The organism is Consotaella aegiceratis, assembly GCF_036541425.1.
Classification (GTDB): Bacteria; Pseudomonadota; Alphaproteobacteria; order Rhizobiales; family Rhizobiaceae; genus Consotaella; species Consotaella aegiceratis.
In genome coordinates this window covers 305391-329085 of sequence record NZ_JAZHFT010000002.1, presented here as the reverse complement: position 1 = coordinate 329085, position 23695 = coordinate 305391, and the positions used below count along the sequence as shown (strand labels likewise).

Genomic DNA, 23695 nt, shown 5'->3' with positions numbered 1-23695 from the left:
GCCGTTCGCCCGTCAGCTGACCACGCGGCCGGGCATGAGGAAGGAGAGACTGCCTTCCGTACCGCCGGCGCCGAAGGCCGGTTGCGGTTTGCCGAATGCGCCCTCCAGCTTGTCCGCGAGGACGCCGCCGGTCACGGCGGGAAGCGCGGCGGGGCGCGCCAGGGTGGCGAGGCCGGCCGCCATCAGCCCTTTCTGCGCCTTGAGGTCGAGGAACTGCCGCAACTCGTAGCGCGCGCGAATATGGCGTTCGTGCTCGCGCAGCGCCGCGGCCGCGTCGTCCGGCAGCGGCTGGGTCGAGAGGATCGCCTGGTCTGCCTGGAAAAGCCGCTTCAGGTCCTCGGTGCGATGGCGGCTGCTCAGGGAATTCGCCCGAATCGTCGCGGCATATCCGCAGGACCGCACGATCTTGTAGCGGGCTCCGCAGGCCAGTGCGCGCACATAGAATTCGTAATCCTCGCCAAGACGCAGATCCTCCCGGTAGCGGAGTTTGTGGGCGTCGAGGAACGACCGTCGGATGACCGGTTTGAGGAACCCGACTTCGCCACGGCGCGCGCCCCGCTTCGAGATGTTGCCTTCGATAAAGTCCTTCAGACCCAGAAAGCGCGGCTCGGCGGCAAAATTGGGCGGCGACGGCTCGGCCTTCTCTTCGTCGGCATCGACGAAGACGATGTTGTCGGCGACGAGATCCCAGTCGTCGCCATCGATGAGCGTCGCGAAGCGGCCGTCGAGATAAAGATCGTCGGCATCGAGAATGGCGATCAACGGTGCCTGGGAATGCGCGATCGCATGGTTGCGGGCCGCAGCCGGTCCGCGGTTGACCTCGAACGTGTGCACCTGCAGCCGGCCGCTGCCATCGTCCGCCGCCGATGCGGCTTCGGCGGTGCCATCCTGCGACGCGTCGTTGACGACCAGAACTTCCGAAACAGCCGGCTCGCGCAGGGCGGATGCGATGGCTCTGGAAATCGTGTCGGCGGCATTCATCGCCGCGATGACGACACAGACTTCGGCTTGCCGGGATGCGTTCACGTTCAACCCTCGGAGCTGTCAGGACATCCGAGGGTGGACAGGAAACGCGACGATTTCAAGAATGCGGGAAGTTGATGCTGGCGGTCGCCCCTATCCGACGAACATCGGTCGATCGCTCATTGCGCGATCGGCAGGGCACGGTTCTTCGGGCCGTCAGGTCGCGGTTTCCGATGGCCGGCCGCCACGGCCCGGCTCCGTCTTCTTTTCCGCAGAGGTCTCCGCCGGCTGTGGCCGACCGGACCGCCAGACCATGAACAGCACGGAGGCGAAATAACCCACCTGAATGAGCACGGCGCAGACAGCGGTCTCGATGACGGTCGTCCAGATCGAGCCATTGAGAAAATAGATGACGGCTGCGAAAACGATCAGCGCCAAAAGCTGGCCGCGGAAGAACAGGGAAAACGACATATCGTTACGATGCCCTGTCGTGCCGCTTCAGGTCAAAAGACATGTGTGGAGCACTCCCATAGACGCCAAAAATCATCGCAGCCCGGTCGAATGGCTCGACGAGAGACCTTTTCTTGTTCTTATTAATCCGGCCCGCCGACGGACATTGACCTTCATCAATATTCCAAAGCCGGCCGTTCGTGGAACAGCTTGGCTGACGCTTATTAATTTTTAGCGCAGAACTTTCCCACCCCTTCAACAGTCTTAGCGGACCGTTAGCGCAGCCGTTATCATAATCGCAGGTTGGAATCGATTTCAAGTGCAGGCCGGACGGGCGCCGTTTGCCCCTCGTCGGATCAACTTACTGAGAGAAGGGCTTTTTTCCTAAAAAGCGAACGATCGCGTGGGCGCCGGGACCGGTCGGTTTCCCTTGCGGCGGGTCCTATGACCGAGTCCATCGAGGGCATGGGATGGGCTTCGCGCTGTTTTGTGCCCGATTTCGACCACAAGCCGCCCTTATCAAACCCCCCAATCGGTGGATATTGCGATGCAGCAAATTCCGCATACCCTTTGGCGTTAACCGGTGGTCTTCCCGCGGAGCGACTTCATGAAATCCGTTGCGAAACTGGCTACACGAGTCCTTTCCAGTCCCTCGTCCTACGCCTCCTTCCATAAGGAGGACATTCGCCCCCTGGGCGGATTCGCCAAACGCTCGTTCGATATCGTCGGCGCCATCGCCGCCCTGGCGCTGCTCAGCCCGTTGCTGCTGATGCTTGCGGCATTGGTGAAGCTGTCCGACGGCGGCAGCGTGTTTTTTGCCCACAATCGGGTAGGGCAGAACGGCAGAACCTTCCGCTGCCTCAAGTTTCGGACCATGGTTCCCAATGGCCCGGAGGTGCTTCAGGCGCATTTCGCGACCAACCCTCAGGCCCAGGAGGAATGGAACGCGACGCGCAAGCTGCAGAACGATCCGCGCGTGACCCGGGTCGGCGACGTGCTGCGCCGGCTCAGCCTGGACGAACTCCCGCAGCTCCTCAATATCGTCCGGGGCGAGATGAGCATCGTCGGTCCGCGTCCGGTGGTGACCGACGAGCTCGACATCTACGGCACGTCGGCCGCCTTCTATCTGCGCTCCCGTCCAGGCCTGACCGGACTGTGGCAGATCAGCGGGCGCAACGACGTCTCCTACAACGAGCGCATCGCCTTCGATCGCCACTACGTCGAGAACTGGTCGATGGTCGCCGACATGGTGATCATCTGCAAGACCGTACCGGCGGTGATCACCTCTCGCGGCTGCTACTAGCTCTCGACCGGAGTCCGGATCGAGCTGCGGTTCCGGCCTCGAAGGCCGGGCATCATCGCGGAGTTGGCCGGCCTCGGCCGGCTCTGCGCTTCCCTTTGCAACTGTCGAGAAGGCGGATGATGGCGAGAGACGTCAATCAGCGCGGCGCGGCCACCTTGTTCACCTGTCTGCAGGCCTCCATCCTGCTTGTGGCGGCCGGCTGGGCCATCCCCTCCTGGGCGGACGAGTACCGGCTGGGGGCGATGGACAAGCTCCATCTCCGCGTGGCGGAGTGGCAGGCGGCGCAGGGCGAGGCCCGCGAATGGTCGACGCTCAGCGGCGACTATACGGTCGGGCCGTCGGGTTCGATCTCGTTGCCGTTTCTGGGCGAGATGCCGGCCGCCGGCCAGACGACGGCCGAGATCGCCGAAGCCGTCGCCGACCAGTTGCAGCAGAAGTTCGGCCTGCTCGACCGGCCGGCGGCATCGGTCGAGATCGCCGAATTCCGGCCGGTCTTCGTCTCCGGCGACGTGCAGACGCCCGGACAATACGCCTTCAGCCCCGGTCTGACGGTTCTGAAGGCGATGAGCGTCGCCGGCGGCCTGCGGCGTTCGCCGGAGATGGGCCAACGCTACGAGCGCGACTATCTCAACGCGCGCGGCAGCTACGACGTCCTGCAGAACGAAAGCGCGCGATTGCGCGTCAAGCTGGCCCGGCTTGAGGCCGAGGCGAGCGATCGGGATCGGATCGAGCTTCCGGACGGCATCGCGGAGGGTGCCGACGATCTCGATGCCGTGCTCTCAGGCGAGACCGAGATCATGAAGACGCGAGCCAATCGCCTGCGGCTGCAGCTTCAGGCGCAGGCGGACCTGAAGACGCTGTTGAACAGCGAAATCGAGTCGCTGGAGAAGAAGATCGAGACCCAGAACCGCCAGCTCGAATTGGCCAGGAAGGATCTCGACGGCATCGGCAATCTTGCCGACCAGGGGCTCGTCGTCAATTCTCGGGTGCTGTCGCTGGAGCGCAATATTGCCGATCTGCAAGGGCAGGTGCTGGATCTGGAAACCGCGTCCCTGCAGGCCAAGCAGGACATCAGCAAGGCCGACCAGACGGCAACGGATCTGCAGAACGACCGCGCCGCCGAAATCGCCCAACAGCATCAGGAAACCGAGGCCAGCCTTGCCGAGGTCGCCCGCAAGATGGCGATGTATCAGAGCCTGATGGGCGAGGCGCTGGCCAATGCGCCGGAGGCGGCCGCCGCCGACGGAGACGAACCACCGGTGGACTTCGCCATCGTCCGGACCGGGGACGACGGTGCGACGAAGACCATTTCGGCCGACGAGAACACGCCGGTTTTGCCCGGCGACGTCGTCAAGGTCGACATGGCCGCGCCGCTCCTTGCGCAGTAGCGCGGACTGCATCGCGCCGTTTAGGCCGGCCGGCTCCGCGTCGGCTGCCGGCCTTCACCGGGGCAGACAGCGAGGACGGTCATGAGGATCGCCAAGGCGCGTTTCGTCGATCCCGATTGCAACCAGCTGTTCGGCACGGTCGCGGTGGCCGTCTCCGTGTTCGTCTTCGCCTATTCGATCCGCTTCGGCCAAGTCTCGATCCTGCTCTACTATGCGTGCTGGCTGCCGCTGATCCTCATCGACTACCGGCGGTCGCTGGGCCATCCCGGGCGATTTCTCTGGATCGCCCTGTTCAGCATCTTCGTGCTACTATCGGTGTTCTGGTCCTCGGCGCCGTCGGTCACGGCGCGCGCCGGCGTCCAATATTTCACCCATGTGCTGTGCGCGCTGATCGCTGCCCGGACCGTGGGCGTGAGAACCTTCAGCTACGGCATGTTGGCCGGTGTTGCGATCGTGCTGCTCTATTCGTTGGCATACGGCAGCTATCAGTATGACGCGCTCGACGGCACCTACAGCTTCGTCGGCGCCTTCGAATCCAAGAACCAGCTTGGCCTGTTCGCGTCCATCGGGCTCTATTTCGCTTTCGCGCTGGCGATCATTCTGCGCGAGCGTGGTCTCGGGCTCCTGGTCTGTTGTGCGGTCGCCGCCCTCTGCGCGCAGTGCCTCGTCGCATCGCAATCGGCCACTTCGATCATTGCCTGCGCGGCGACGATCGCGACGACCTTCGGGCTGTCCGCGGCTCTGCTGTTTCCGCCGCGTCTGCGCAAGATCGTGTTTTTCTCCGCCCTCGTGATCGGTTTGGGCGGCATGGTCGTCGCCCTCAACGCCGGTCTCGTCGATCTGATCCTGGGCGCCTTCGGCAAGGATTCGACGCTGACGGGGCGAACCTATCTCTGGTCGCAGGGTCTGGCCGCCTGGCATCGGGCGCCGACGTTCGGCGTCGGCTATCGCGCGTTCTGGGTGCCCGGTTTTCCGGATGCCGAGCGCCTCTGGGACGAATTCTACATCACCGCCAAGAGCGGCTTCCACTTCCACGACACCTATATCGAAATTCTCGTCGAGCTCGGAACGGTCGGCCTGATCCTGTTCGTCCTGCTGCTGCTGTGGATTCTCGGCGGACATCTCCTGCGACTGCTCTCCGACCACCGCAATCTCGTCTCGCACATGATGGTCGGCCTTTGTCTGATGCTCCTCGTACGGTCCTTCTTCGAACTCGATACACTGCCGCCCTACACGATCGGGGCGTTTCTTCTCTATTACGCGGCCGGCCTGCTGGCGACGTCGCAGGCGACCTGGCGTCTCGTCGCCGAAGACGAGGAACCCGAGGAGGCGTTCAGCCCCGGATGAAGTCCCGCTGGGGGGCGGTCTTGAGATGGTCGAGGGGCGCGTACCCCGATCAAATCTCTTGAGCGGCCGTCATTTTGTGCCGGCCGATGGGAAGCATGATCGGCCGCCCCGAGATCGGGTCGGTGATGATGCGGCTTTCCAGGCTGAAGACTTCTCGCACGGTCTGCTCGGTCAGAACGTCCTCCGGCTTGCCGAAGACATGTAGGCGTCCGTTCGCCATCGCCACCAGATAGTCGGCGTAGCGGGCCGCCAGATTAAGATCGTGCAGCACCATGACGATCGTCGTCCCGCGCTCGTGATTGAGATCCGTCAGCAGATCCAGCACGTCGATCTGATGGCTGACGTCGAGAAACGTCGTTGGCTCGTCCAGCAGCAGGATTTCCGTCTGCTGCGCCAGCGCCATGGCGATCCAGACGCGCTGGCGCTGTCCGCCCGAAAGCTCGTCGACGGGCTTGTCGGCGAGCCTGTCGGTTCTGGTCGCCGCGAGGGCCGCAGCCACGGCCTCGTCGTCGGCGCGGCTCCAGAACGAAAACAGCCCCTGGTGCGGATGCCGTCCCCGGCTGACGAGATCGACGACGGTGATCCCTTCCGGCGCCGTCGGCGATTGGGGAAGCAGTCCCAAGGTCTGTGCCAATTGCCGGGACGGCAGCCGATGGATCGATTTGCCGTCGAGCAGGACCTGCCCGGATCGGGGTGTGATCAGCCGCGACATGGTGCGCAGCAGCGTGGACTTGCCGCAGGCGTTTGCGCCGACGATCGCGGTGATCTTGCCGGTGGGGATCGCGAGGTCGATCCCATCCAGGATCAGTGCGTCGCCATAGCCGGCCGATAGCGCGCTGATGTCGAAAGAGCGGGTCGTCATAGCGAATGTCCGGTCCGGTTCGACCGGATGATCAGGAAGAGCAGGTAGGGCGCGCCCAGCGCGCCGGTGATCACGCCGACGGGATAGCGGGCAGGCAGCAGGAATTGCCCGCAATAGTCGCCGACCAACACGAGGGTCGCGCCGATAAGCGCGGCGGGGATCAGCAGCGAGCCGTTGTGGCCCACGGTGCGGGCGGCGATCGGTCCGGACAGAAACGCCACGAAGGCGATCGGCCCCGCCACCGCCGTCGCGAAGGAGATCATGCCGACCGCCGCGACGATGACCGTCACGCGCGTGCGGGCGACTGGCACGCCCAGGGCCGCGGCCGTGTCGTCGCCCAGGCGCAGCATATCGAGGTCGCGCGCCCGCGTCAGCAGCAATCCGCCGAAGACGGTGAGCGCGATCGACAAGAGCAGCGACTGGTCGAGCCGTGCGCCGTTGACGCTGCCGGTCAGCCAGCGCATCGCCTCCTGCAGGCTCCAGGCCGGCGCGATCGACAGGATGTAGGCGATGGCGCTCTGCAGCATGCTTGATACGCCGATGCCGACGAGGATCAGCCGCGTCCCGGCGACCCCATTCTTGACGGAAAGGCCATAGACCAGCAGCGCGACCGCCAGGCCGGCCACCACCGCGAAGATCGAAACGATCGGTCCCGTCAGCGACAGCACGACGATGGCAAACACCGCAGCCGTGCTCGCGCCCGAACTGATGCCGATGATATCGGGACTGGCAAGCGGATTGCGCAGCATGAGTTGGAAGGCCACGCCGCCCAATCCGAAGCTCAGTCCCGTCAAGATGGACAGGACTGCTCGCGGCAGGCGCAATTGCCCGACGGTGAAGCTCGCCCCCGGCACGTCTTCTCCCATGAGCACGCGGATCACCGCGCTGGGCGGCGTGAAGGACTGCCCAAGAACGAGCGTCAGGACGAACATCGCGGCCATGACGGCGACGAGTGCGGCCACCACCTGACGGTATCGGCGCGTGCCGCGCCGCCGGCTGTCGACGATGGCCTCGATGGGAAGGGAAAACGTCGTCACAATTCGCGGACCCGCTGGCGCCTGACAACCCAGATGAAGAAGGGCGCCCCCACGAGCGCGGTGATGATGCCGACGTCGATCTCGGAAGGCCGCGCGACCACGCGGCCGAGGATATCGGCAACGAGCAGCAGGCCCGCGCCGCAGATCGCGGAAAACGGCAGCAGCCATCGATGGTCGACGCCGACCAGCAGGCGGCAGAGATGGGGAACGACCAGCCCGAGAAAGCCGATCGGCCCGCAGACCGCCGTGGTCGCGCCGCACAGCAGAATGGCGCCCAGCGCGGAGACGGCGCGGACCATGGCAACGCGCTCGCCAAGACCGGCCGCCAGGTCCTCTCCCAGCGCCAGCAAATTCAGCGCCCGCGCCGACAGAAGGCTGATGGCGAAGCCGACTGCGAGAAACGGCAGCACGTGGGAAATGCCCTCGAAGGTCGCGCCGCCGACGCCGCCGATCTGCCATTGGCGAATGCCGCCTGCAATGTCGTTGCGGGGGAGCACCACGGCGATCACGAGGGACGAGAACGCCACGGTGGTCGCAGCTCCGGCCAGCGCCAGCTTGAGCGGCGTGGCGCCGCCGCGCCCCATGGAGCCGATCGTATAGACGAATGTCGCCGAAACGCCGGCCCCGAGGATGGCGGTCCAGACATAGGCGTAGGCCGAGACGATATCGAACCAGACGACGCCGACGACCACGGCGAGCGAGGCGCCGATGTTGACGCCGAGAATTCCGGGGTCGGCGAGCGGATTGCGGGTGACGCCCTGCATGATCGCTCCGGCGAGCCCGAGCGCCATCCCGGCGAGGACGGCGAGCACGGTGCGCGGAATCCGCACGGCCACGGCCGCCTGACCGATCGTGTCGACCCGGCCCTCCAGCGCGGCGACGATATCGCTCATCGCCACCGGGCGTGTGCCGATCGCGACGGACAGGCCGCACAACAGCAACAGGACAACGATCAACGCGACCAGCCAAAGCATGCGCGTGCGGTTCGATCTCCGAAAACGCGGCGGTCGACGGGACGACACGGTGGCGCCGATCGTCATTCCGACTTTCGCGCCGCTGCGGCGAGCAGGTCGACGTAGTCCTCGAGAACCCAGGGGATCGAAAGCGGGGTCGGGTTGGCGGCCGTGCCGAGCGGGTCTCGACCCAGGGTGACGACCGCGCCGTTTCGGATTGCCGGCATCTTGGCCAGCAGGGGGTTCTCGGCCAGAGCGCTCAGCATGTCTGGCGTGCCGTAGGTGACGACGATGTCGACATCGTCGAACCTGTCGATGCGCTCGGCGCTGATCGATCCGGAAAAAAGGCCTCCGGTCGAAACCTCCTTCACCGCGTCCGGCACCGTCAGCCCCAAATCCTCGAAGAACTTCACCCGCGTGTCGTTGGCCGTATAGAAGTTCACCGTGCTCAGATTGGTCATATCCAGGTGGCTGACGAACAGCGCCGTCTTGCCTCGCAGTTCGGGATGCTTGGCGCTGACTTGCGCGATCTCGGCCTCGATGTCGGCGATCAGCGCCTCGCCGTCGGCGACCATGCCCAATCCGGCGCTGTTCAGCCGGATCATGTCGCGCCAATCCGTGGACCAGGGCGCATCGGGATAAGCAACCACGGGGGCGATCTGGCTGAGCATGTCGTAGTCCGACTGGCTCAGTCCGGAATAGGCGGCCAGGATGACGTCGGGATCGGTCGCCGCGACCGCCTCGAAATCGATGCCGTCGGTTTCGTCGAACAGGGCCGGCGGCTCGGCGCCCAGGTCGGCCAGCTTTTCCGATACCCATGGAAGCAGCCCGTCGCCGTCGTCGTCGCCGAAATTGGCGGCGGCGAACCCGACCGGCACGATCCCGAGCGCCAGCGGGACTTCATGGTTCGCCCAGGCGACGGTCGCGACCCGCTCGGGCTTCTTCGGGATGACGGTCGTCCCGAGGGCATGCCTGATCTCGATGGGATAGGTGGCTTGGTCGGTGGCGTTCGCCGCGGCGGCATAGACCAGGGTCGCGAGACAAAACGTGGTCCACAAAACGACGAAACGAAAGGACCGCGGCATGGCGCGACACCTCCACAGATTCCAAAGTGGATCGTCAGTTTCAGGTTAAGCGATCGGCGTCAAGACAGCGCCCGGGCCTGCGTGGATGAATGGGCGAACTACCCATGGGTTTCGACAAAACCGCAGGAATCGACAATACCCGACAAATTTTCTCAAGTTAATGGAGTTCCCCAAGGGACGGCGTCGCGGCGCCGGTCCGCGCCCCAAGGTAACGTCGTACGCATCAGGCTCTCGCAAATGCTTCCGATCGCGATTTCCGGCCAAGACTTCAGCGACGCGCCACCTGTCCGACCATCCGTCAGTCAACGAGTATCAATGTCTGGAGCTTGACCATGACGAACCAGAAAATGGACGGCGATGCCGCAGGGAGGCTGATCGGCGATCGCAAGGCGACGCTTCTGGCATGCACGGCGTTGCTCTTGGTCCTGCCATCCAGTTCCTTTGCGCAGAGCGAGACGACCGAGCTGGAAACCGTGGTCATTGAAGGCCAGGGCGATAGTGCCGTCGGGCCGGATGATACGATTGTTGCGAACAGTACGGCGGTGGGCAGCAAGACTGATACCCCAATCGTCGATGTTCCGGCCGCTGTCTCCATCGTGACCGAAGAGGAGATGGAAAAACGCGGCGTCAAGAACCTCGACGAGGCTCTTGCCTATACGTCGAGCGTGTCCACCGACATCTACGGGTCGGATGATCGCTACGATTTCTATCTCATCCGCGGCTTCTACGAGGGCAGCTATGGCACCTATCGCGATGGGCTGCCGATCCGAATCTGGAATTTTACTGGCAGCCGGGTCGAGCCCTACGGGATGCAGCGCTTCGAGGTTCTGAAGGGGTCGACATCGACCTTGTTCGGCCTGAACGCGCCAGGCGGCCTCGTCAACGCGATCACCAAGCGACCTCAGGATACTAAATTCGGCGAAATCTATACCACGCTGGGCAACGGCCACGTGGAAACCGGCACCGACTTCGGCGGCCCGATCGACGAAGGCGGCGATTGGAGCTATCGCGTCACGGCAAAATGGCAGGACGCGGACAACGGCTTGGATTTCACCCAGGACGACCGGCTTTATATTGCACCCGCCCTGACCTGGAATCCGACCGACGCCACGACGCTGACGATCCTGGGCGACTATACTAAGCGCGACGGCAACACCTCCCACGGTATCCCCTACGGCTCGGGCATCGATCCGGACACCTATCTCGGCGAGTCCGATTTCGACAATATGGACACCGAAGAGTGGAACATCGGCTACGAGTTCGCGCACGATTTCGGCAACGGCCTGCAGTTCCGCTCGAATGCGCGGTATTCGAACCTCGATATGACCTACGAGTCGGTTTATCCCGGCGCCGTCGGGACTTCGAGCTCGGATTCCACCATCAGTCGCTCGTCTCTCGGGATCTACGGCCGCTCCGAGAGCTTCGTCACGGACAATCAGTTCCAGTATGACGCATCGGTCGGGATGTTCGACAGCCGGACGCTGCTCGGCACCGACTATTCGCACTACAAAATCAAGGAAAATCGCGAAGACGGCACGGCGGACGAGATCAACATCTACGATCCGGTCCATTGCGGCCGGGGTTGCGTCAGCCCATACTGGCAACTGCGGGACAACAACGAGATTTCGATCTACGGCCTCTATCTGCAGGAAGAGCTGACCGTCGACGACCGCTGGATCTTCACGGCCGGCGGCCGCTTCGACCGGGTCGAGCAGGCCGACGACTACATCTACGACTATACGACCTTGTACGGATACACCGATGAAGGAACTTATGATGCGACCGACGAAGCTTTTACCAAGCGCTTCGGCCTGACGTTCAAAGCGACCGATCAGCTCTCACTTTATGCGAACTATTCGGAGTCGTTCCAGCCGCTCGGCGTATCGCGGGCCTATCTCGTGAATTCGGCAAAGCCCCAGGAAGGCACGCAATACGAGGTGGGCGCGAAATTCACACCCGCCGGACTCGACGCCCTTTTTACGCTGGCTCTCTTCGACCTCACCCAGACAAATGTCTCGCAGTATGACTCCAGCTACAACCAGTATCAGGTTGGCGAGATCAACGTTCGCGGCGTCGAGCTGGAGGGTAAGATGGCGCTGGCAGATCACCTCAACATGACGCTCGCCTATTCCTACTGGGATTCGGAGATCAAGGAGGATGTGTCGGGCAATACGGGCAATCGTCCCGAGCTTGTGCCGGAGCACATCGCATCGGCCTGGGTGGATTACACGATTCCGGGTTGGAACATGTTCGGCGATCTGGTGCTCGGCGTGGGGGCGCGGTTCATGGGATCAAGGTATGCGGACGACGAGAACACGATCAAGCTCGACTCCTTCACGGTCATAGATGCGGCGATCAGTTATGAGATCACAGAAAACGCCACTCTGGCCGTCAACGCGACCAACCTGTTCGATAAGGAATACATCTCCTCAGTCGATACCTACAGCAACACGGCCTATTATGGTGACGGCCGAAGCGTGTTGGCGACGCTGAAGTACACTTGGTAACAATCGCGCAAAAGGCGCCGGAAAAGACCAACCGGAAAAGACTAAAAGGCGGTCGATCGGCTAGCCCGTATAATCCGCCCCGCTTGGGTGAGCAGCCTACATTCAGGCGGGCCGATGCTTGCGGCGCCATGCCGCCGGCGTCTCGCCTACGATGCGCCGGAAGGCTTTGGTCAGATGGGCCTGATCGGCGAAGCCGAGTTGGACGGCGACCGCCGCCAAGGTGTGGTCGCTGTCCGCCAGCAATCTCTTGGCCAGTTCGATGCGGTTGGCGAGCTGCCATTGCAGCGGCGTCTGGCCGGTCGTCTGTTTGAAGACGCAGGCGAACCAGCTTTCGGACAAACCGACGGTGGCAGCCATTTCGGCGACGGCCAGACGGCGGTCGCTACGGGAGTTGATGCGCGAGGTCAGCTTGTTCATCTGTGCCTGCGTCAGCCGGCCGTTGGGCCGCTCGCCATCGGGTTCCGGAATATCCAGAAGAGCCGTCGCGATGCTGCCCACAAGGCTTTCCGAATGAACCGGGTGCTTGGACGGGCTCGACAGTTCGCCGACGAGCAGACGGGCCAATGTCTCGATCGCGCCGGCGTTCTGGATCTCGGTCGGCCGGCGCAACGCCGCCTGGGCGGCCGACCCTCCCACCGAGGGCGACAGGAATCGCAGCAGCCGATCCTTGTGCACATGCAGATCGAGATGGGCAAAGCGATGCATCGAGACGAAACTGGTCTGCAGGGGAAGGCCGGCGGGGACATACATCGCACGCGTCATCGGACGATAATGCGGTTCCAGTCCGCCCATGCGGTTGGACATCCGGATATGGGACGACACGTCGTTGAAGAAGATCATGATGCGCGGATCGGGGGAGAGGTAATGGCCCTTGGCGCCGCGCTGGCCTTCGGCGTCCCAGAACACGCTCATGATCCCGTTGAGGCTGCGCCATTTGGCCGGCGCGACCGGCCGGATGCCCTCGGTATGGCTGATCATCGAATGGTGAAAGCCCACTGTTCCAAGCCGCTCGTGCTAGGCAGGACGGATCGTAGGCCGGCCCGGCGCGGCGTCGCGAGACGCCGTCGTGCCGCCGCAAGCGTTACGACTCTGGTCTTCCGCCAAACGACCACCCCCTGCATGCTTTCCTAACATGACAAGCATTATCATCTTTGCCTGACGGGGCAAGCGGGAGCCGCCCGCCGGCCTCTGCGCGCTGCCATGATCCCGGCGGGCCACGGACCCGGGCCGATCAGCTGCGATAATCGTCGATCAGCGGGTTGGGCCGGGCGAAGCGGAGCAGCTTTTCCCGCTGGGTGATCACGATGTGGGCCCCCTGAACGTCGACCCCATGGCGGCGCAACGCCGCGAAGGCGCGCGAGAGGTTCTCCGGCGTCATGCCCAAAAGCGAGGCGAGCACGCGCTTTTCCACCTCGATTTCGGCTTCGCCACGCTCGCCCTGCTCCAGGTCGAGCCGGATCAGCCAGTTGGCGAGGCGCTCGGCGCCGCTGCGCAGCTTCTGGTTCTTCAGGTCCTTGACGGTGGTGCGATAGCAGGTGGCCAGTTCGGTGACGATCGCCGACATGAAGGCTGGGTCGGTTTCCATGGCGTGGCGCACGCCGGCCGACGGGATCATCAGGATGCGCGACGGCTCCAGCGTGCGGGCCGACTGCAGGTAGACCTGATCCTTCAGCACCGCCGCCAGGATGAACGTGCCGATGGGCTTGACGAAGCTCACCGTCGTCTCGCGCTCGCCGGTATGGGCGAACATTTCGACCATGCCCTCCATCACGATGTGGAGGAAGTCGGCCGGGTCGCTTTCGTGAATGAGCACGACACCGGGCGGAAACCGCTGCAGGAAACCCGCCTTGAGCAGCATGGCGAAGGTATCTTCCGCAACATCCCGAAACAGGCTCAGGGCGCGAACATGCTCTATGTCGCCCGGACGCATCGCGCTGCATTCCCAGTTTTGTCTCTCGACGCGGTTATATTATTTGCTTGATAAATGTCAATTGAAGCAGTGAACTCGATCATTTGGATGTATTGTATTTTTTATCTGAGGTTATGATCAATGTAATACACGTATTTTTTGGAGGGACTTACGGCGATTTGGTTGATCTGGAACAAATATAGAGTGGCTCTAAAGGAGCAACACCCCGCCAATACCCAGCGGTAATGGTTCGACAAGGAGATTGGAGGGGGATCATGCAACAGCTCGCAGGGGTCAGTCGTGGCGAGCAATATCGAGCGCTCGCCCTAAGCACCATCGCATTCACGGCCTGTTTCGCCGTTTGGACGATCTTCTCGATCATCGGCGTCAGGATCAAGCAGCAGCTCGGTCTTTCGGAGACCGAATTCGGCCTTCTGGTGGCCACCCCGGTGCTCACCGGTTCGGTCAGCCGCATCTTTCTCGGCGTCTGGACCGAGCAGTTCGGCGGCAGGCTCGTCTACACCCTCCAAATGCTTTTGACGGCCGTGGCCTGCTTCCTCATCTCGTGGGCCACCACCTACACGATGTTCCTCGTCGCCGCGCTCGGCGTCGGTCTCGCCGGCGGCTCCTTCATCGTCGGCGTCGCCTATGTGTCCCGCTGGTTCGGCAAGGAGCGGCAGGGCACCGCGCTCGGCATCTTCGGGGCCGGCAATGTCGGCGCGGCGGTGACCAATTTCGGCGCCCCCTTCCTGGTGTTGGCCTACGGCTGGCAGGAGACCGCGCAGATCTATTCGGTCCTGCTCGCCATCATGGCGATCGTCTTCTTCCTCACCACCAAGGACGATCCGGCGCATCGGGCGCGCAAGGTGAAGGGCGAGAAGCCCGTCTCCGCCGCCGCACAGCTCGAGCCGCTCCGGCACCTTCAGGTCTGGCGGTTCGCCACCTACTATTTCTTCGTCTTCGGCGGCTTCGTGGCGTTGGCGTCCTGGCTGCCGCGCTATTATGTCGGCGCCTACGAGCTGCCTCTGGCGACCGCCGGCATGCTGGCGGCGGCCTATGCGTTGCCGGGCTCGGTGTTCCGTGCGCTGGGCGGCTGGATGTCGGACCGTTGGGGCGCGCGGGCGGTGATGTATCTCACCTTCATCGTGTCGCTTGTCTGCCTCTTCGTCCTGTCTTACCCGGCGACCCACTATGTGGTCGACGGCATCAAGGGGCCGATGGAGTTCTCCTTCGCCGTGTCGCTGCCGCTGTTCGTGGCGCTGACCGTCGCTCTCGGCTTCGTCATGTCGCTGGGCAAGGCCGCGGTCTATAAGCACATCCCGGTCTATTATCCCGAGCATGTCGGCTCGGTTGGCGGCCTCGTCGGCATGATCGGCGGCCTCGGCGGCTTCGTCCTGCCGATCCTCTTCGGCATGCTCAACGACTATACCGGCGTGTGGACGAGCTGCTTCATGGCGCTCTTCGTCATCGTCCTCGTCTCCACCGTCTGGATGCATGTCGCCATCCGCCGCATGGAGCGCCGCCGCTTCCCCGGCATCGCCGGCGAAACGCAGCTGAGCGACGTTCCGGACGCCCCGGTGCCGGCTCCGCATACGGCAAGGCACACTTCGCTCTCCGGCGAGCGCGCGCTCCAGGCGCAAAGCGCTTCGACGAACTGAACCGATCCGGCGCCGGCAGCCTCGACGGCACCGGCGTCCCCTTCCTTCTCCGCAAGGCAAAAATTGATGTCTTCTCACGTTCTCGACGACTGGCGTCCCGAGGATGCCGGCTTCTGGCGCGCCGAAGGCCGCCGCATCGCGAGCCGCAACCTCTGGATTTCGATCCCCGCCCTGCTCCTGTCCTTCGTCATCTGGCAGGTCTGGTCGGTGGTGGTGGCCAAGCTTCCCCTGGTCGGCTTCAATTTCACGACCGGTCAGCTGTTCTGGCTGGCCGCGCTGCCCGGCCTGTCCGGGGCGACGCTCCGGATCTTCTATTCCTTCATGGTGCCGATCTTCGGCGGCCGGCTGTGGACGACGCTGACCACCGCCTCGCTGATCATCCCGGCGCTCGGCATCGGCTTCGCCGTCCAGGATCCCACGACGCCCTATTGGGAGTTCGCGCTGCTGGCGCTGCTCTGCGGCTTCGGCGGCGGCAATTTCGCCTCGTCCATGGCCAACATCTCATTCTTCTACCCCAAGAGCCAGAAGGGCAACGCGCTCGCCCTCAACGCCGGCCTCGGAAACTTGGGCGTCTCGGTGGTCCAGTTCGTCGTGCCGCTGGTCATCACAGCCGCCGTCTTCGGCGCCGTTGCTGGCGATCCCCAGACCGGCACCAAGGCTGACGTGACGACGACGCTTTGGCTCCAGAACGCCGGCTTCGTCTGGGTGCCGTTCCTCATCGTGTGCACGCTGGCCTCCTGGTTCGGCATGGACGACATCGCCTCGGCCCGCGCCTCCTTCGCCGAGCAGTCCGTCATCTTCAAGCGCAAGCACAACTGGGCGATGTGCTGGCTCTACACCGGCACCTTCGGCTCCTTCATCGGCTATTCGGCGGGCTTCCCGCTGCTGATGAAGACGCAGTTTCCGGCCGTCGATGCGCTCGCATTCGCCTTTCTCGGGCCTCTCGTCGGCGCGCTCTCCCGCTCCCTGACCGGCTGGGTCTCCGACCGCTGGGGCGGCGGCCGCGTCACGGTCTGGACCTTCCTGGTGATGATCGCCGCCGTTGCGGGCGTCCTCTTCTTCCTGTCGATCAAGGGTGAGCCGGGCGCGTTCTGGGGCTTCTTCGCCATGTTCATGGTGCTGTTCTGCGCCACCGGCATCGGCAACGCCTCCACCTTCCAGATGATCCCCGCGATCATGCGCAAGGACATGGACCGCCTGATGCCCGGCGCTGATCCCGCATTGAAGCAGCGCCAGGCGGAGAAGGAATCGGCCGCCATCATCGGCTTCACCTCGGCGATCGCCGCCTACGGCGCCTTCTTCATCCCCAAGAGTTACGGCACCTCGATCGACCTCACGGGCGGGCCCGAGGCCGCGCTCTGGTGCTTCATGATCTTCTACGCGACCTGCGTCGTCCTCACCTGGGCGCTCTACACGCGCCGGGGCGGCCACCTTTACGACATCGAGCATGGCCGCGCGGCGGCCGCTGCGGAATAGGAGGGCTTCATGTCCCATTTCCTCGACCGCCTGACGTTCTTCCAGCGCAAGCAGGAACGCTTCGCCGGCGGCCACGGCATCACCACCGACGAGAGCCGGGCCTGGGAAGACGCCTATCGAAAGCGCTGGGCGGTGGACAAGATCGTCCGCTCCACCCACGGCGTGAACTGCACCGGCTCCTGTTCCTGGAAGATCTACGTCAAGGGCGGCATCGTCACCTGGGAGACCCAGCAGACCGACTATCCGCGTACCCGCCCGGACCTGCCGAACCACGAGCCGCGCGGCTGCCCGCGCGGGGCATCCTACAGCTGGTATCTCTACTCGGGAACGCGCATCAAACACCCGATGGTGCGCGCCCGGTTGATCCGCCACTGGCGGGCGGCACGAAAGACGATGACGCCGGTCAAGGCCTGGGCCTCCATCGTGGAGACTCCGGACAAGCGCCACGACTACGTGTCGAAGCGCGGACGCGGCGGCTTCGTGCGCGTCTCCTGGGAGGAGGCGAACGAGATCATCGCCGCCGCCAACGCCTACACCACCAAGACCTACGGCCCAGACCGCGTCGCCGGCTTCTCGCCGATCCCGGCCATGTCGATGGTCTCCTATGCGGCCGGCAGCCGCTACCTGTCGCTGCTCGGCGGCACGGTGATGAGCTTCTACGACTGGTACTGCGACCTGCCGCCGTCCTCGCCCCAGACCTGGGGCGAACAGACCGACGTGCCGGAATCGGCAGATTGGTACAATGCCGGCTACCTGCTGGTCTGGGGCTCCAACGTGCCGATGACCCGCGCGCCCGACGCCCACTTCTACTCGGAGGTGCGCTATCGCGGCGCCAAGAGCGTCGTCATCGCGCCGGACTACAACGAGGCGGCCAAGTTTTCCGACCTGTGGCTCCATCCCAAGCAGGGCACTGACGCGGCGCTGGCTTTGGCGCTTGGCCACGTGGTGCTGCGCGAATTCCATCTGGATCGTCAGGCCGAGTACTTTGCCGACTATACGCGGCGCTATTCCGACTTTCCTTGCCTGGTGACGCTGGTCGAGCGCGACGGGCGGCTGGTCGCGGACCGGCTGCTGCGCGCGGCGGACCTCGACGGCGCGCTGGACGAGGCGAACAACCCGGACTGGAAGACCGTCGCCATCGACGAGACGTCGGGCGAGCTGATGGCGCCGCAAGGCTCGTCCGGCTTCCGCTGGGGTGAGAAGGGCAAATGGAACCTGGAGGAAAAGGACGGCCAGGGCCGCGACGTTCGTTTCAAGGTCACGCTCGCCGAGGGCCACGATGCGATCGAATCGGTCGCATTTCCGTATTTCGGCGGCGATGCGCCCTATGACTTCGTCGCCACGTCGCACGATCAGGTGCTCGTTCGCAACGTTCCGGTGAAAGCAATCGCGGGCGCCGGCGGCACGACGATCAAGGTCGCCACCGTCTTCGACCTGTTCTGCGCCAATTACGGCCTTGATCGCGGCTTCGGCGGCGGGAACGTTGCGAGAAGCTACGACGAGGACGTGCCGTTCACGCCCGCCTGGGCGGAAAAGGTCACCGGCGTGCCGCGCCAGGCGATCGTCCAGGTGGCGCGCGAATTCGCCGACAATGCCGAGCGCACGCACGGCCGGTCCATGGTCATCCTCGGTGCCGGTCTCAACCACTGGTACCACATGGACATGAGTTACCGCGGCATCATCTCGCTTCTGGTGATGTGCGGCTGCGTCGGCCAGTCGGGCGGCGGCTGGTCGCATTATGTCGGCCAGGAGAAGCTCAGGCCCCAGACCGGCTGGCTGCCGCTCGCCTTCGCGCTGGACTGGAACCGTCCGCCCCGCCAGATGAACTCCACCAGCTTCTACTACGCCCACACCGACCAGTGGCGCTACGAGACGCTGAAGGTCTCCGACATCCTGTCGCCGCTGGCGCCCAAGGGCGACTGGTCCGGCTCGCTGATCGACTTCAACGCCAAGGCCGAGCGCATGGGCTGGCTGCCCTCGGCGCCGCAGCTCCAGGCGAACCCGCTGGAGCTGGGCAACCGGATCGCCGCTGAGGGTGCCAATGCCGGCGACGTGGTGGCGGCGGACCTGAAGTCCGGCGCGCTCAAGATGGCGTGCATGGACCCGGACAATCCGCAGAACTGGCCGCGCAACATGTTCTTCTGGCGCTCCAACGTTCTCGGCGCCAGCGGAAAGGGCCACGAATACTTCCTCAAGCACTTCGTCGGCTCGCTGCACGGCGTCATCGGCACCGAGGAGGCGGGCAAGGACTGCCGGCCCGAGGATGTGACCTGGCGCGAGGAGGCCCCGGTCGGCAAGCTCGACCTGATGGTCAACATCGATTTCCGCATGTCGACCACGTCGATCTATTCCGACATCGTTCTGCCGACCGCCACCTGGTACGAGAAGAACGATCTCAACACCACCGACATGCACCCCTTCATCCATCCGCTGTCGGCGGCGGTCGACCCGGCGTGGGAGGCGAGAAGCGACTGGGCGATCTTCCGCGGCATCGCGGAAACCTTCTCGAAGGTGGCGCCCGAGGTGCTCGGCGTCGAGCACGACGTCGTGCTCTTCCCGATCCAGCACGACACGCCCAACGAACTGGCCCAGCCCTATGAGCCCAAGGACTGGGGCAAGGGCGAGTGCGATCCGATCCCGGGCAAGACCATGGCCACCGTCCATCTGGTGGAGCGCAACTATCCCGACCTCTTCGCGCGCTTCACCTCGCTCGGTCCGGCGATCGACACCCTCGGCAACGGCTCCAAGGGCCTCAACTGGAACACCGAACACGAGGTCGAGCTGCTCGGCCAGCTGAACGGCAAGGTCCTCGACGGTCCCGCCAAGGGCCGGCCGAAGATCGACACCGACATCGACGCCTGCGAGACGATCCTGATGCTGGCGCCGGAGACCAACGGCCAGGTGGCGCTCAAGGCCTGGGAGTCGCTGTCGAAGGCGACGGGCCGCGAACACGCCCATCTCGCCGAAGGCAAGGAGGAGGAGAAGATCCGCTTCCGCGACATCGTCGCCCAGCCGAGGAAGATCATCTCCTCACCGACATGGTCGGGCATAGAAAGCGAGAAGGTCTGCTACAACGCCGGCTACACCAACGTGCACGAGCTGATCCCCTGGCGCACAATCTCGGGTCGTCAGCAGCTCTATCAGGATCACCACTGGATGCGCGCCTTCGGCGAGGCCTTCGTCACCTGGCGCCCTCCCATCGACACCAAGAGCGTCGCCGCCGCCCTCGGCAAGCTGCCGAACGGCAACAAGGAGGTGCTGCTCAACTTCCTGACGCCCCACCAGAAATGGGGCATCCACTCCACCTACGCCGAAAACCTCATCATGCTGTCGCTCAACCGCGGCGGACCGGCGGTGTGGATCAGCGAAGACGACGCGAAGGCGGCCGGCATCGTCGACAACGACTGGATCGAGGTCTTCAACGTCAACGGAGCGCTCACGGCGCGCGCCATCGTCTCCCAGCGCATCATGCCGGGTTCGGCCCTGATGTACCATGCCCAGGAGAAGCTGGTGAACACGGTGGGTTCGGAGATCACCGGCCAGCGCGGCGGCGTCCATAACTCGGTGACACGCATCGTCACCAAACCCACCCACATGATCGGCGGCTATGCCCAGCTCGCCTACGGCTTCAACTACTACGGCACGGTCGGCGCCAACCGCGACGAGTTCGTAATCGTCAGGAAGATGAGCGAGGTGAACTGGTTCGACAAGGCCGCCGAGGACGGCATCGACCCCGGAGCGGGAACGGACGGTTGGGGCACCGGCCAAGCCGCGAGCAAGGAGGCCGCAGAATGAAGATCCGCGCACAGGTCGCGATGGTCCTCAACCTCGACAAGTGCATCGGCTGTCACACCTGCTCGATCACCTGCAAGAACGTCTGGACCAACCGCGAGGGCGTCGAATACGCCTGGTTCAACAATGTCGAGACCAAGCCCGGCATCGGCTATCCCAAGGACTGGGAGAACCAGACCCGCTGGCAGGGCGGCTGGACGCGCCAGTCGAACGGCAAGATCGTGCCGAAGCAGGGCGCCAAGTGGCGGATCCTGTCCAAGATCTTCGCCAACCCGCATCTGCCGGAGATCGACGACTTCTACGAGCCCTATACGTTCGAATACGAATGGCTGCAGAAGGCGCCGGAGCTCCAGGCCCAGCCCTCGGCCAAGCCGCGCTCGCTCGTCACCGGCGAGGTGATGGACAAGATCGAGTGGAGCGGCAACTGGGAGGACATGCTCGGCGGCGAGTTCGACAAGCGCTCGAAGGACTACAACTTCGAAGGCGTCGAAAAGGCGATGCTCGGCGAGTTCGAGCAGACCTTCATGATGTATCTGCCGAGGCTGTGCGAGCACTGCCTCAACCCGACCTGCCTCGCCTCCTGCCCGTCGGGCGCGATCTACAAGCGCGCCGAGGACGGCATCGTCCTCATCGACCAGGAGAAGTGCCGCGGCTGGCGCATGTGCGTCTCCGGCTGCCCCTACAAGAAGATCTACTACAACTGGTCTTCGGGCAAATCCGAGAAGTGCATCTTCTGCTATCCGAGGATCGAGACCGGCCAGCCGACCGTGTGCTCGGAAACCTGCGTCGGGCGCATTCGCTATCTCGGCGTCGTCCTCTACGACGCCGACCGCATCGAGGCGGCGGCCTCCGTCGAGGATCCCAAGGACCTCTACGAGGCCCAACTCGGCGTCTTCCTGAACCCTTACGACGAAGAGGTGACGGCGCAGGCGCGGGCGGATGGCGTGCCCGAGGCATGGCTGGAAGCGGCACGTCGTTCGCCGGTCTACAAGATGGCGATGGAGTGGAAGGTGGCCTTCCCGCTCCATCCCGAATACCGCACGCTGCCGATGGTCTGGTACGTGCCGCCGCTTTCGCCGATCCAGTCGGCGGCCGAGGCGGGCAGGATGTCGGTCAAGGACAACATGCCCGACGTCCGCAGCCTGCGTATCCCGCTGCGCTATCTCGCCAACCTCCTGACGGCCGGCGACGAGGCACCGGTCGCCCAGGCGCTGGAGCGGATGCTGGCGATGCGCGCCTATATGCGTGGGCTGAGCGTCGACGGGGCGGCAGACGCCTCGATCCCAGGCCGCGTCGGGCTCTCGGTCGAGACGATCGAGGAGATGTACAAGGTGATGGCGCTCGCGGCCTATGAGGACCGCTACGTCATCCCCACCGCCCACCGCGAGTGGGAGGAGGACGCCTATCTGCTGCGCGGCTCGGCCGGCTTCGGCTTCCGCGAAGGCACCAACGGCCGGACCGAAACCAATCTCTTCGGCAGTTCCAAGCGAACGCCCCGCAAACCTTACATGGATATCCCGACATGAGACGGACGCTGCGCGCCTTCGCGGCGCTTCTCACCTATCCGAACGACGAGCTGAAAGCTCATATGGGCGAGGTGCGGAGCGCCTTGCAGGAAGAGGGAACCCTTGCTCGCCCGGCGCTCCGTCGGCTGGAGCCGCTGCTTCTCCGCATCGAGGCGGACGACGTCCTCGACAGCCAGGCGGCCTATAGCGAGCTGTTCGATCGCTCACGTTCGCTCGCCCTGCATCTCTTCGAACACGTTCACGGCGAAAGCCGCGAGCGCGGCCAGGCGATGGTCGATCTCGGCGAGACCTATGCCCGCCACGGCCTGCTGATGGAGAGCGAGGAACTGCCGGACTACGTGCCTGCCTTCCTCGAATTCGCCTCCTGCCTGCCGGAGGCGGAGGCGCGCGAGATGCTGGGCCAGCCGGCTCACGTCTTCGCCGCGCTCGAAGAACGGCTCGGCGAGCGGGGATCGGACTATGCGCCGGTGTTCGGCGCGATCTTGGCCGTCGCCGGTGCCAAGCCCGACGGCGAGGCGCTGGCCGAGCTTCAGCAGGCCGCGCCGTCGGATGACATCTCGACGATCGACGAGGAATGGGAAGAGGCGCCCATCGCCTTTACGGGCCCGCACGACATGGGGGGGCCGACCGGGCTCGTCGCCAAGATCCGCGCCGCCCGCAAGGCGGCCGTCGCCGCCAAATCGGCCTGACGGGAGGAACCCAAGTGAGCAACTTCATCAACCAGCTGGCCTTCGGCTGGTATCCCTATCTGGCCATCACCGTTCTCGTGGTCGGCTCCATCCTGCGTTTCGACAAGGACCAGTATTCCTGGCGCTCGCAGTCGAGCCAGTTCCTGCGGCGCCGGCAGCTGATGATCGGCTCGAACCTCTTCCATCTCGGCGTCCTGATGCTCTTCGCCGGCCATTTCGTCGGACTGCTGACGCCGATCAACTTCTTCGACGCCGTCGGCGTCAGCCATGGCTTCAAGCAGATGACGGCGCTGATCGTCGGCGGGCTCGCCGGCATCTCCGCCTTCGTCGGGGCGAGCCTGCTGCTTCATCGCCGGCTGTTCGACGCGCGCATCCGCCGCTCATCCTCCTATGGCGACATCGCCGTGCTGGTGCTCATCTGGCTGCAACTCGCCCTCGGCATCGCCACCACCTACTGGACGATGCAGGCGCTGCAGGGTGAGGAGATGGTTCTACTGATGGGCTGGGCGAACGGCATCCTGACGTTCAATCCGGCCGCGCCCGACATCATCGTCGACGTGGCGCTGGTCTACAAGCTCCACATCATCCTTGGACTGACCCTGTTCCTGATCACGCCGTTCACGCGTCTCGTCCACGTGTTCTCCGCGCCGATCTGGTTCCTGTTCCGGCCGGGCTACCAGATCGTGCGTTCGCTCGCCCCCGTCGGACGTGTGAGGCGGACGGCGGCGAAGGGCGAAGGCGGACGCTGAC

Annotated in this window: 16 protein-coding genes and 1 pseudogene; 9 read left to right on the top strand and 8 right to left on the bottom strand. The window is 64.3% G+C overall.

Going from position 1 to position 23695, the window contains the following annotated elements; translation table 11 throughout:
* Positions 1-12: 12 nt before the first annotated feature.
* Both SMD10_RS03065 and SMD10_RS03060 read right to left on the bottom strand, forming a co-directional pair.
* Positions 13-1026, bottom strand: a complete 1014-nt coding sequence (locus SMD10_RS03065) for a glycosyltransferase family 2 protein (RefSeq protein WP_331684163.1) — start codon at positions 1024-1026, stop codon at positions 13-15.
* Positions 1027-1179: 153 nt separating this feature from the next.
* Positions 1180-1434, bottom strand: coding sequence for an exopolysaccharide production repressor protein (locus SMD10_RS03060; protein WP_331684162.1), 255 nt, complete (start codon positions 1432-1434; stop codon positions 1180-1182).
* A 586-nt stretch (positions 1435-2020) separates the two neighbouring features.
* On the opposite strand from SMD10_RS03060, the gene SMD10_RS03055 reads away from it, so the two are divergent.
* The 3 genes from SMD10_RS03055 to SMD10_RS03045 all read left to right on the top strand — a co-directional run bounded on the left by SMD10_RS03055 (position 2021) and on the right by SMD10_RS03045 (position 5451).
* On the top strand, positions 2021-2716 hold the full coding sequence (locus tag SMD10_RS03055) for a sugar transferase (RefSeq protein ID WP_331684161.1): 696 nt from the start codon (positions 2021-2023) through the stop codon (positions 2714-2716).
* Between the two features lie 116 nt (positions 2717-2832).
* On the top strand, positions 2833-4104 hold the full coding sequence (locus SMD10_RS03050; protein ID WP_331684160.1) for a polysaccharide biosynthesis/export family protein: 1272 nt from the start codon (positions 2833-2835) through the stop codon (positions 4102-4104).
* An 81-nt stretch (positions 4105-4185) separates the two neighbouring features.
* Complete coding sequence (locus tag SMD10_RS03045) at positions 4186-5451, top strand: O-antigen ligase family protein (protein ID WP_331684159.1); 1266 nt, start codon at positions 4186-4188, stop codon at positions 5449-5451.
* Between the two features lie 49 nt (positions 5452-5500).
* Here the strand turns inward: SMD10_RS03045 and SMD10_RS03040 are convergent, their stop codons facing one another.
* The 4 genes from SMD10_RS03040 to SMD10_RS03025 form a co-directional block, all read right to left on the bottom strand.
* Positions 5501-6313, bottom strand: a complete 813-nt coding sequence (locus SMD10_RS03040) for an ABC transporter ATP-binding protein (protein ID WP_331684158.1) — start codon at positions 6311-6313, stop codon at positions 5501-5503.
* Complete coding sequence (locus SMD10_RS03035; protein ID WP_432757171.1) at positions 6310-7278, bottom strand: FecCD family ABC transporter permease; 969 nt, start codon at positions 7276-7278, stop codon at positions 6310-6312. Before SMD10_RS03035 ends, SMD10_RS03040 begins: the two co-directional genes overlap by 4 nt.
* 68 nt (positions 7279-7346) lie before the next feature.
* Positions 7347-8390: a FecCD family ABC transporter permease gene (locus SMD10_RS03030; protein WP_331684156.1), complete on the bottom strand. Its 1044-nt coding sequence runs from the start codon at positions 8388-8390 to the stop codon at positions 7347-7349.
* Complete coding sequence (locus SMD10_RS03025; RefSeq protein ID WP_331684155.1) at positions 8387-9388, bottom strand: iron-siderophore ABC transporter substrate-binding protein; 1002 nt, start codon at positions 9386-9388, stop codon at positions 8387-8389. The genes SMD10_RS03030 and SMD10_RS03025 overlap by 4 nt, the downstream gene beginning before the upstream one ends.
* Positions 9389-9735: 347 nt before the next feature.
* Here SMD10_RS03025 and SMD10_RS03020 point away from each other — a divergent pair, with 347 nt between their 5' ends.
* Positions 9736-11895 (top strand): TonB-dependent siderophore receptor, encoded by a 2160-nt coding sequence (locus SMD10_RS03020; RefSeq protein ID WP_432757170.1) that lies wholly within the window; start codon positions 9736-9738, stop codon positions 11893-11895.
* A gap of 102 nt (positions 11896-11997) precedes the next feature.
* Here SMD10_RS03020 and SMD10_RS03015 read toward each other — a convergent pair whose 3' ends face one another.
* Positions 11998-12891: a helix-turn-helix domain-containing protein gene (locus tag SMD10_RS03015; protein ID WP_331684153.1), complete on the bottom strand. Its 894-nt coding sequence runs from the start codon at positions 12889-12891 to the stop codon at positions 11998-12000.
* Positions 12892-13126: 235 nt separating this feature from the next.
* The gene (locus SMD10_RS03010; RefSeq protein WP_331684152.1) at positions 13127-13825 is read right to left on the bottom strand and encodes a cyclic nucleotide-binding domain-containing protein; all 699 of its coding nucleotides are present in this window, start codon (positions 13823-13825) and stop codon (positions 13127-13129) included.
* Between the two features lie 254 nt (positions 13826-14079).
* Between SMD10_RS03010 and SMD10_RS03005 the strand changes: the two are divergent.
* The 5 genes and pseudogenes from SMD10_RS03005 to narI all read left to right on the top strand — a co-directional run bounded on the left by SMD10_RS03005 (position 14080) and on the right by narI (position 23694).
* Positions 14080-16938 (top strand): annotated as a pseudogene (locus SMD10_RS03005) (nitrate/nitrite transporter).
* A gap of 9 nt (positions 16939-16947) precedes the next feature.
* Positions 16948-20733 (top strand): nitrate reductase subunit alpha, encoded by a 3786-nt coding sequence (locus SMD10_RS03000; RefSeq protein ID WP_331684151.1) that lies wholly within the window; start codon positions 16948-16950, stop codon positions 20731-20733.
* Entirely contained in the window at positions 20730-22256 is a 1527-nt protein-coding gene (gene narH, locus SMD10_RS02995; RefSeq protein WP_331684150.1) for a nitrate reductase subunit beta, read from the top strand. Before SMD10_RS03000 ends, narH begins: the two co-directional genes overlap by 4 nt.
* On the top strand, positions 22253-22945 hold the full coding sequence (narJ, locus tag SMD10_RS02990) for a nitrate reductase molybdenum cofactor assembly chaperone (RefSeq protein WP_331684149.1): 693 nt from the start codon (positions 22253-22255) through the stop codon (positions 22943-22945). The genes narH and narJ overlap by 4 nt, the downstream gene beginning before the upstream one ends.
* Before the next feature lie 14 nt (positions 22946-22959).
* On the top strand, positions 22960-23694 hold the full coding sequence (gene narI, locus SMD10_RS02985; RefSeq protein ID WP_331684148.1) for a respiratory nitrate reductase subunit gamma: 735 nt from the start codon (positions 22960-22962) through the stop codon (positions 23692-23694).
* Position 23695: the final 1 nt, after the last annotated feature.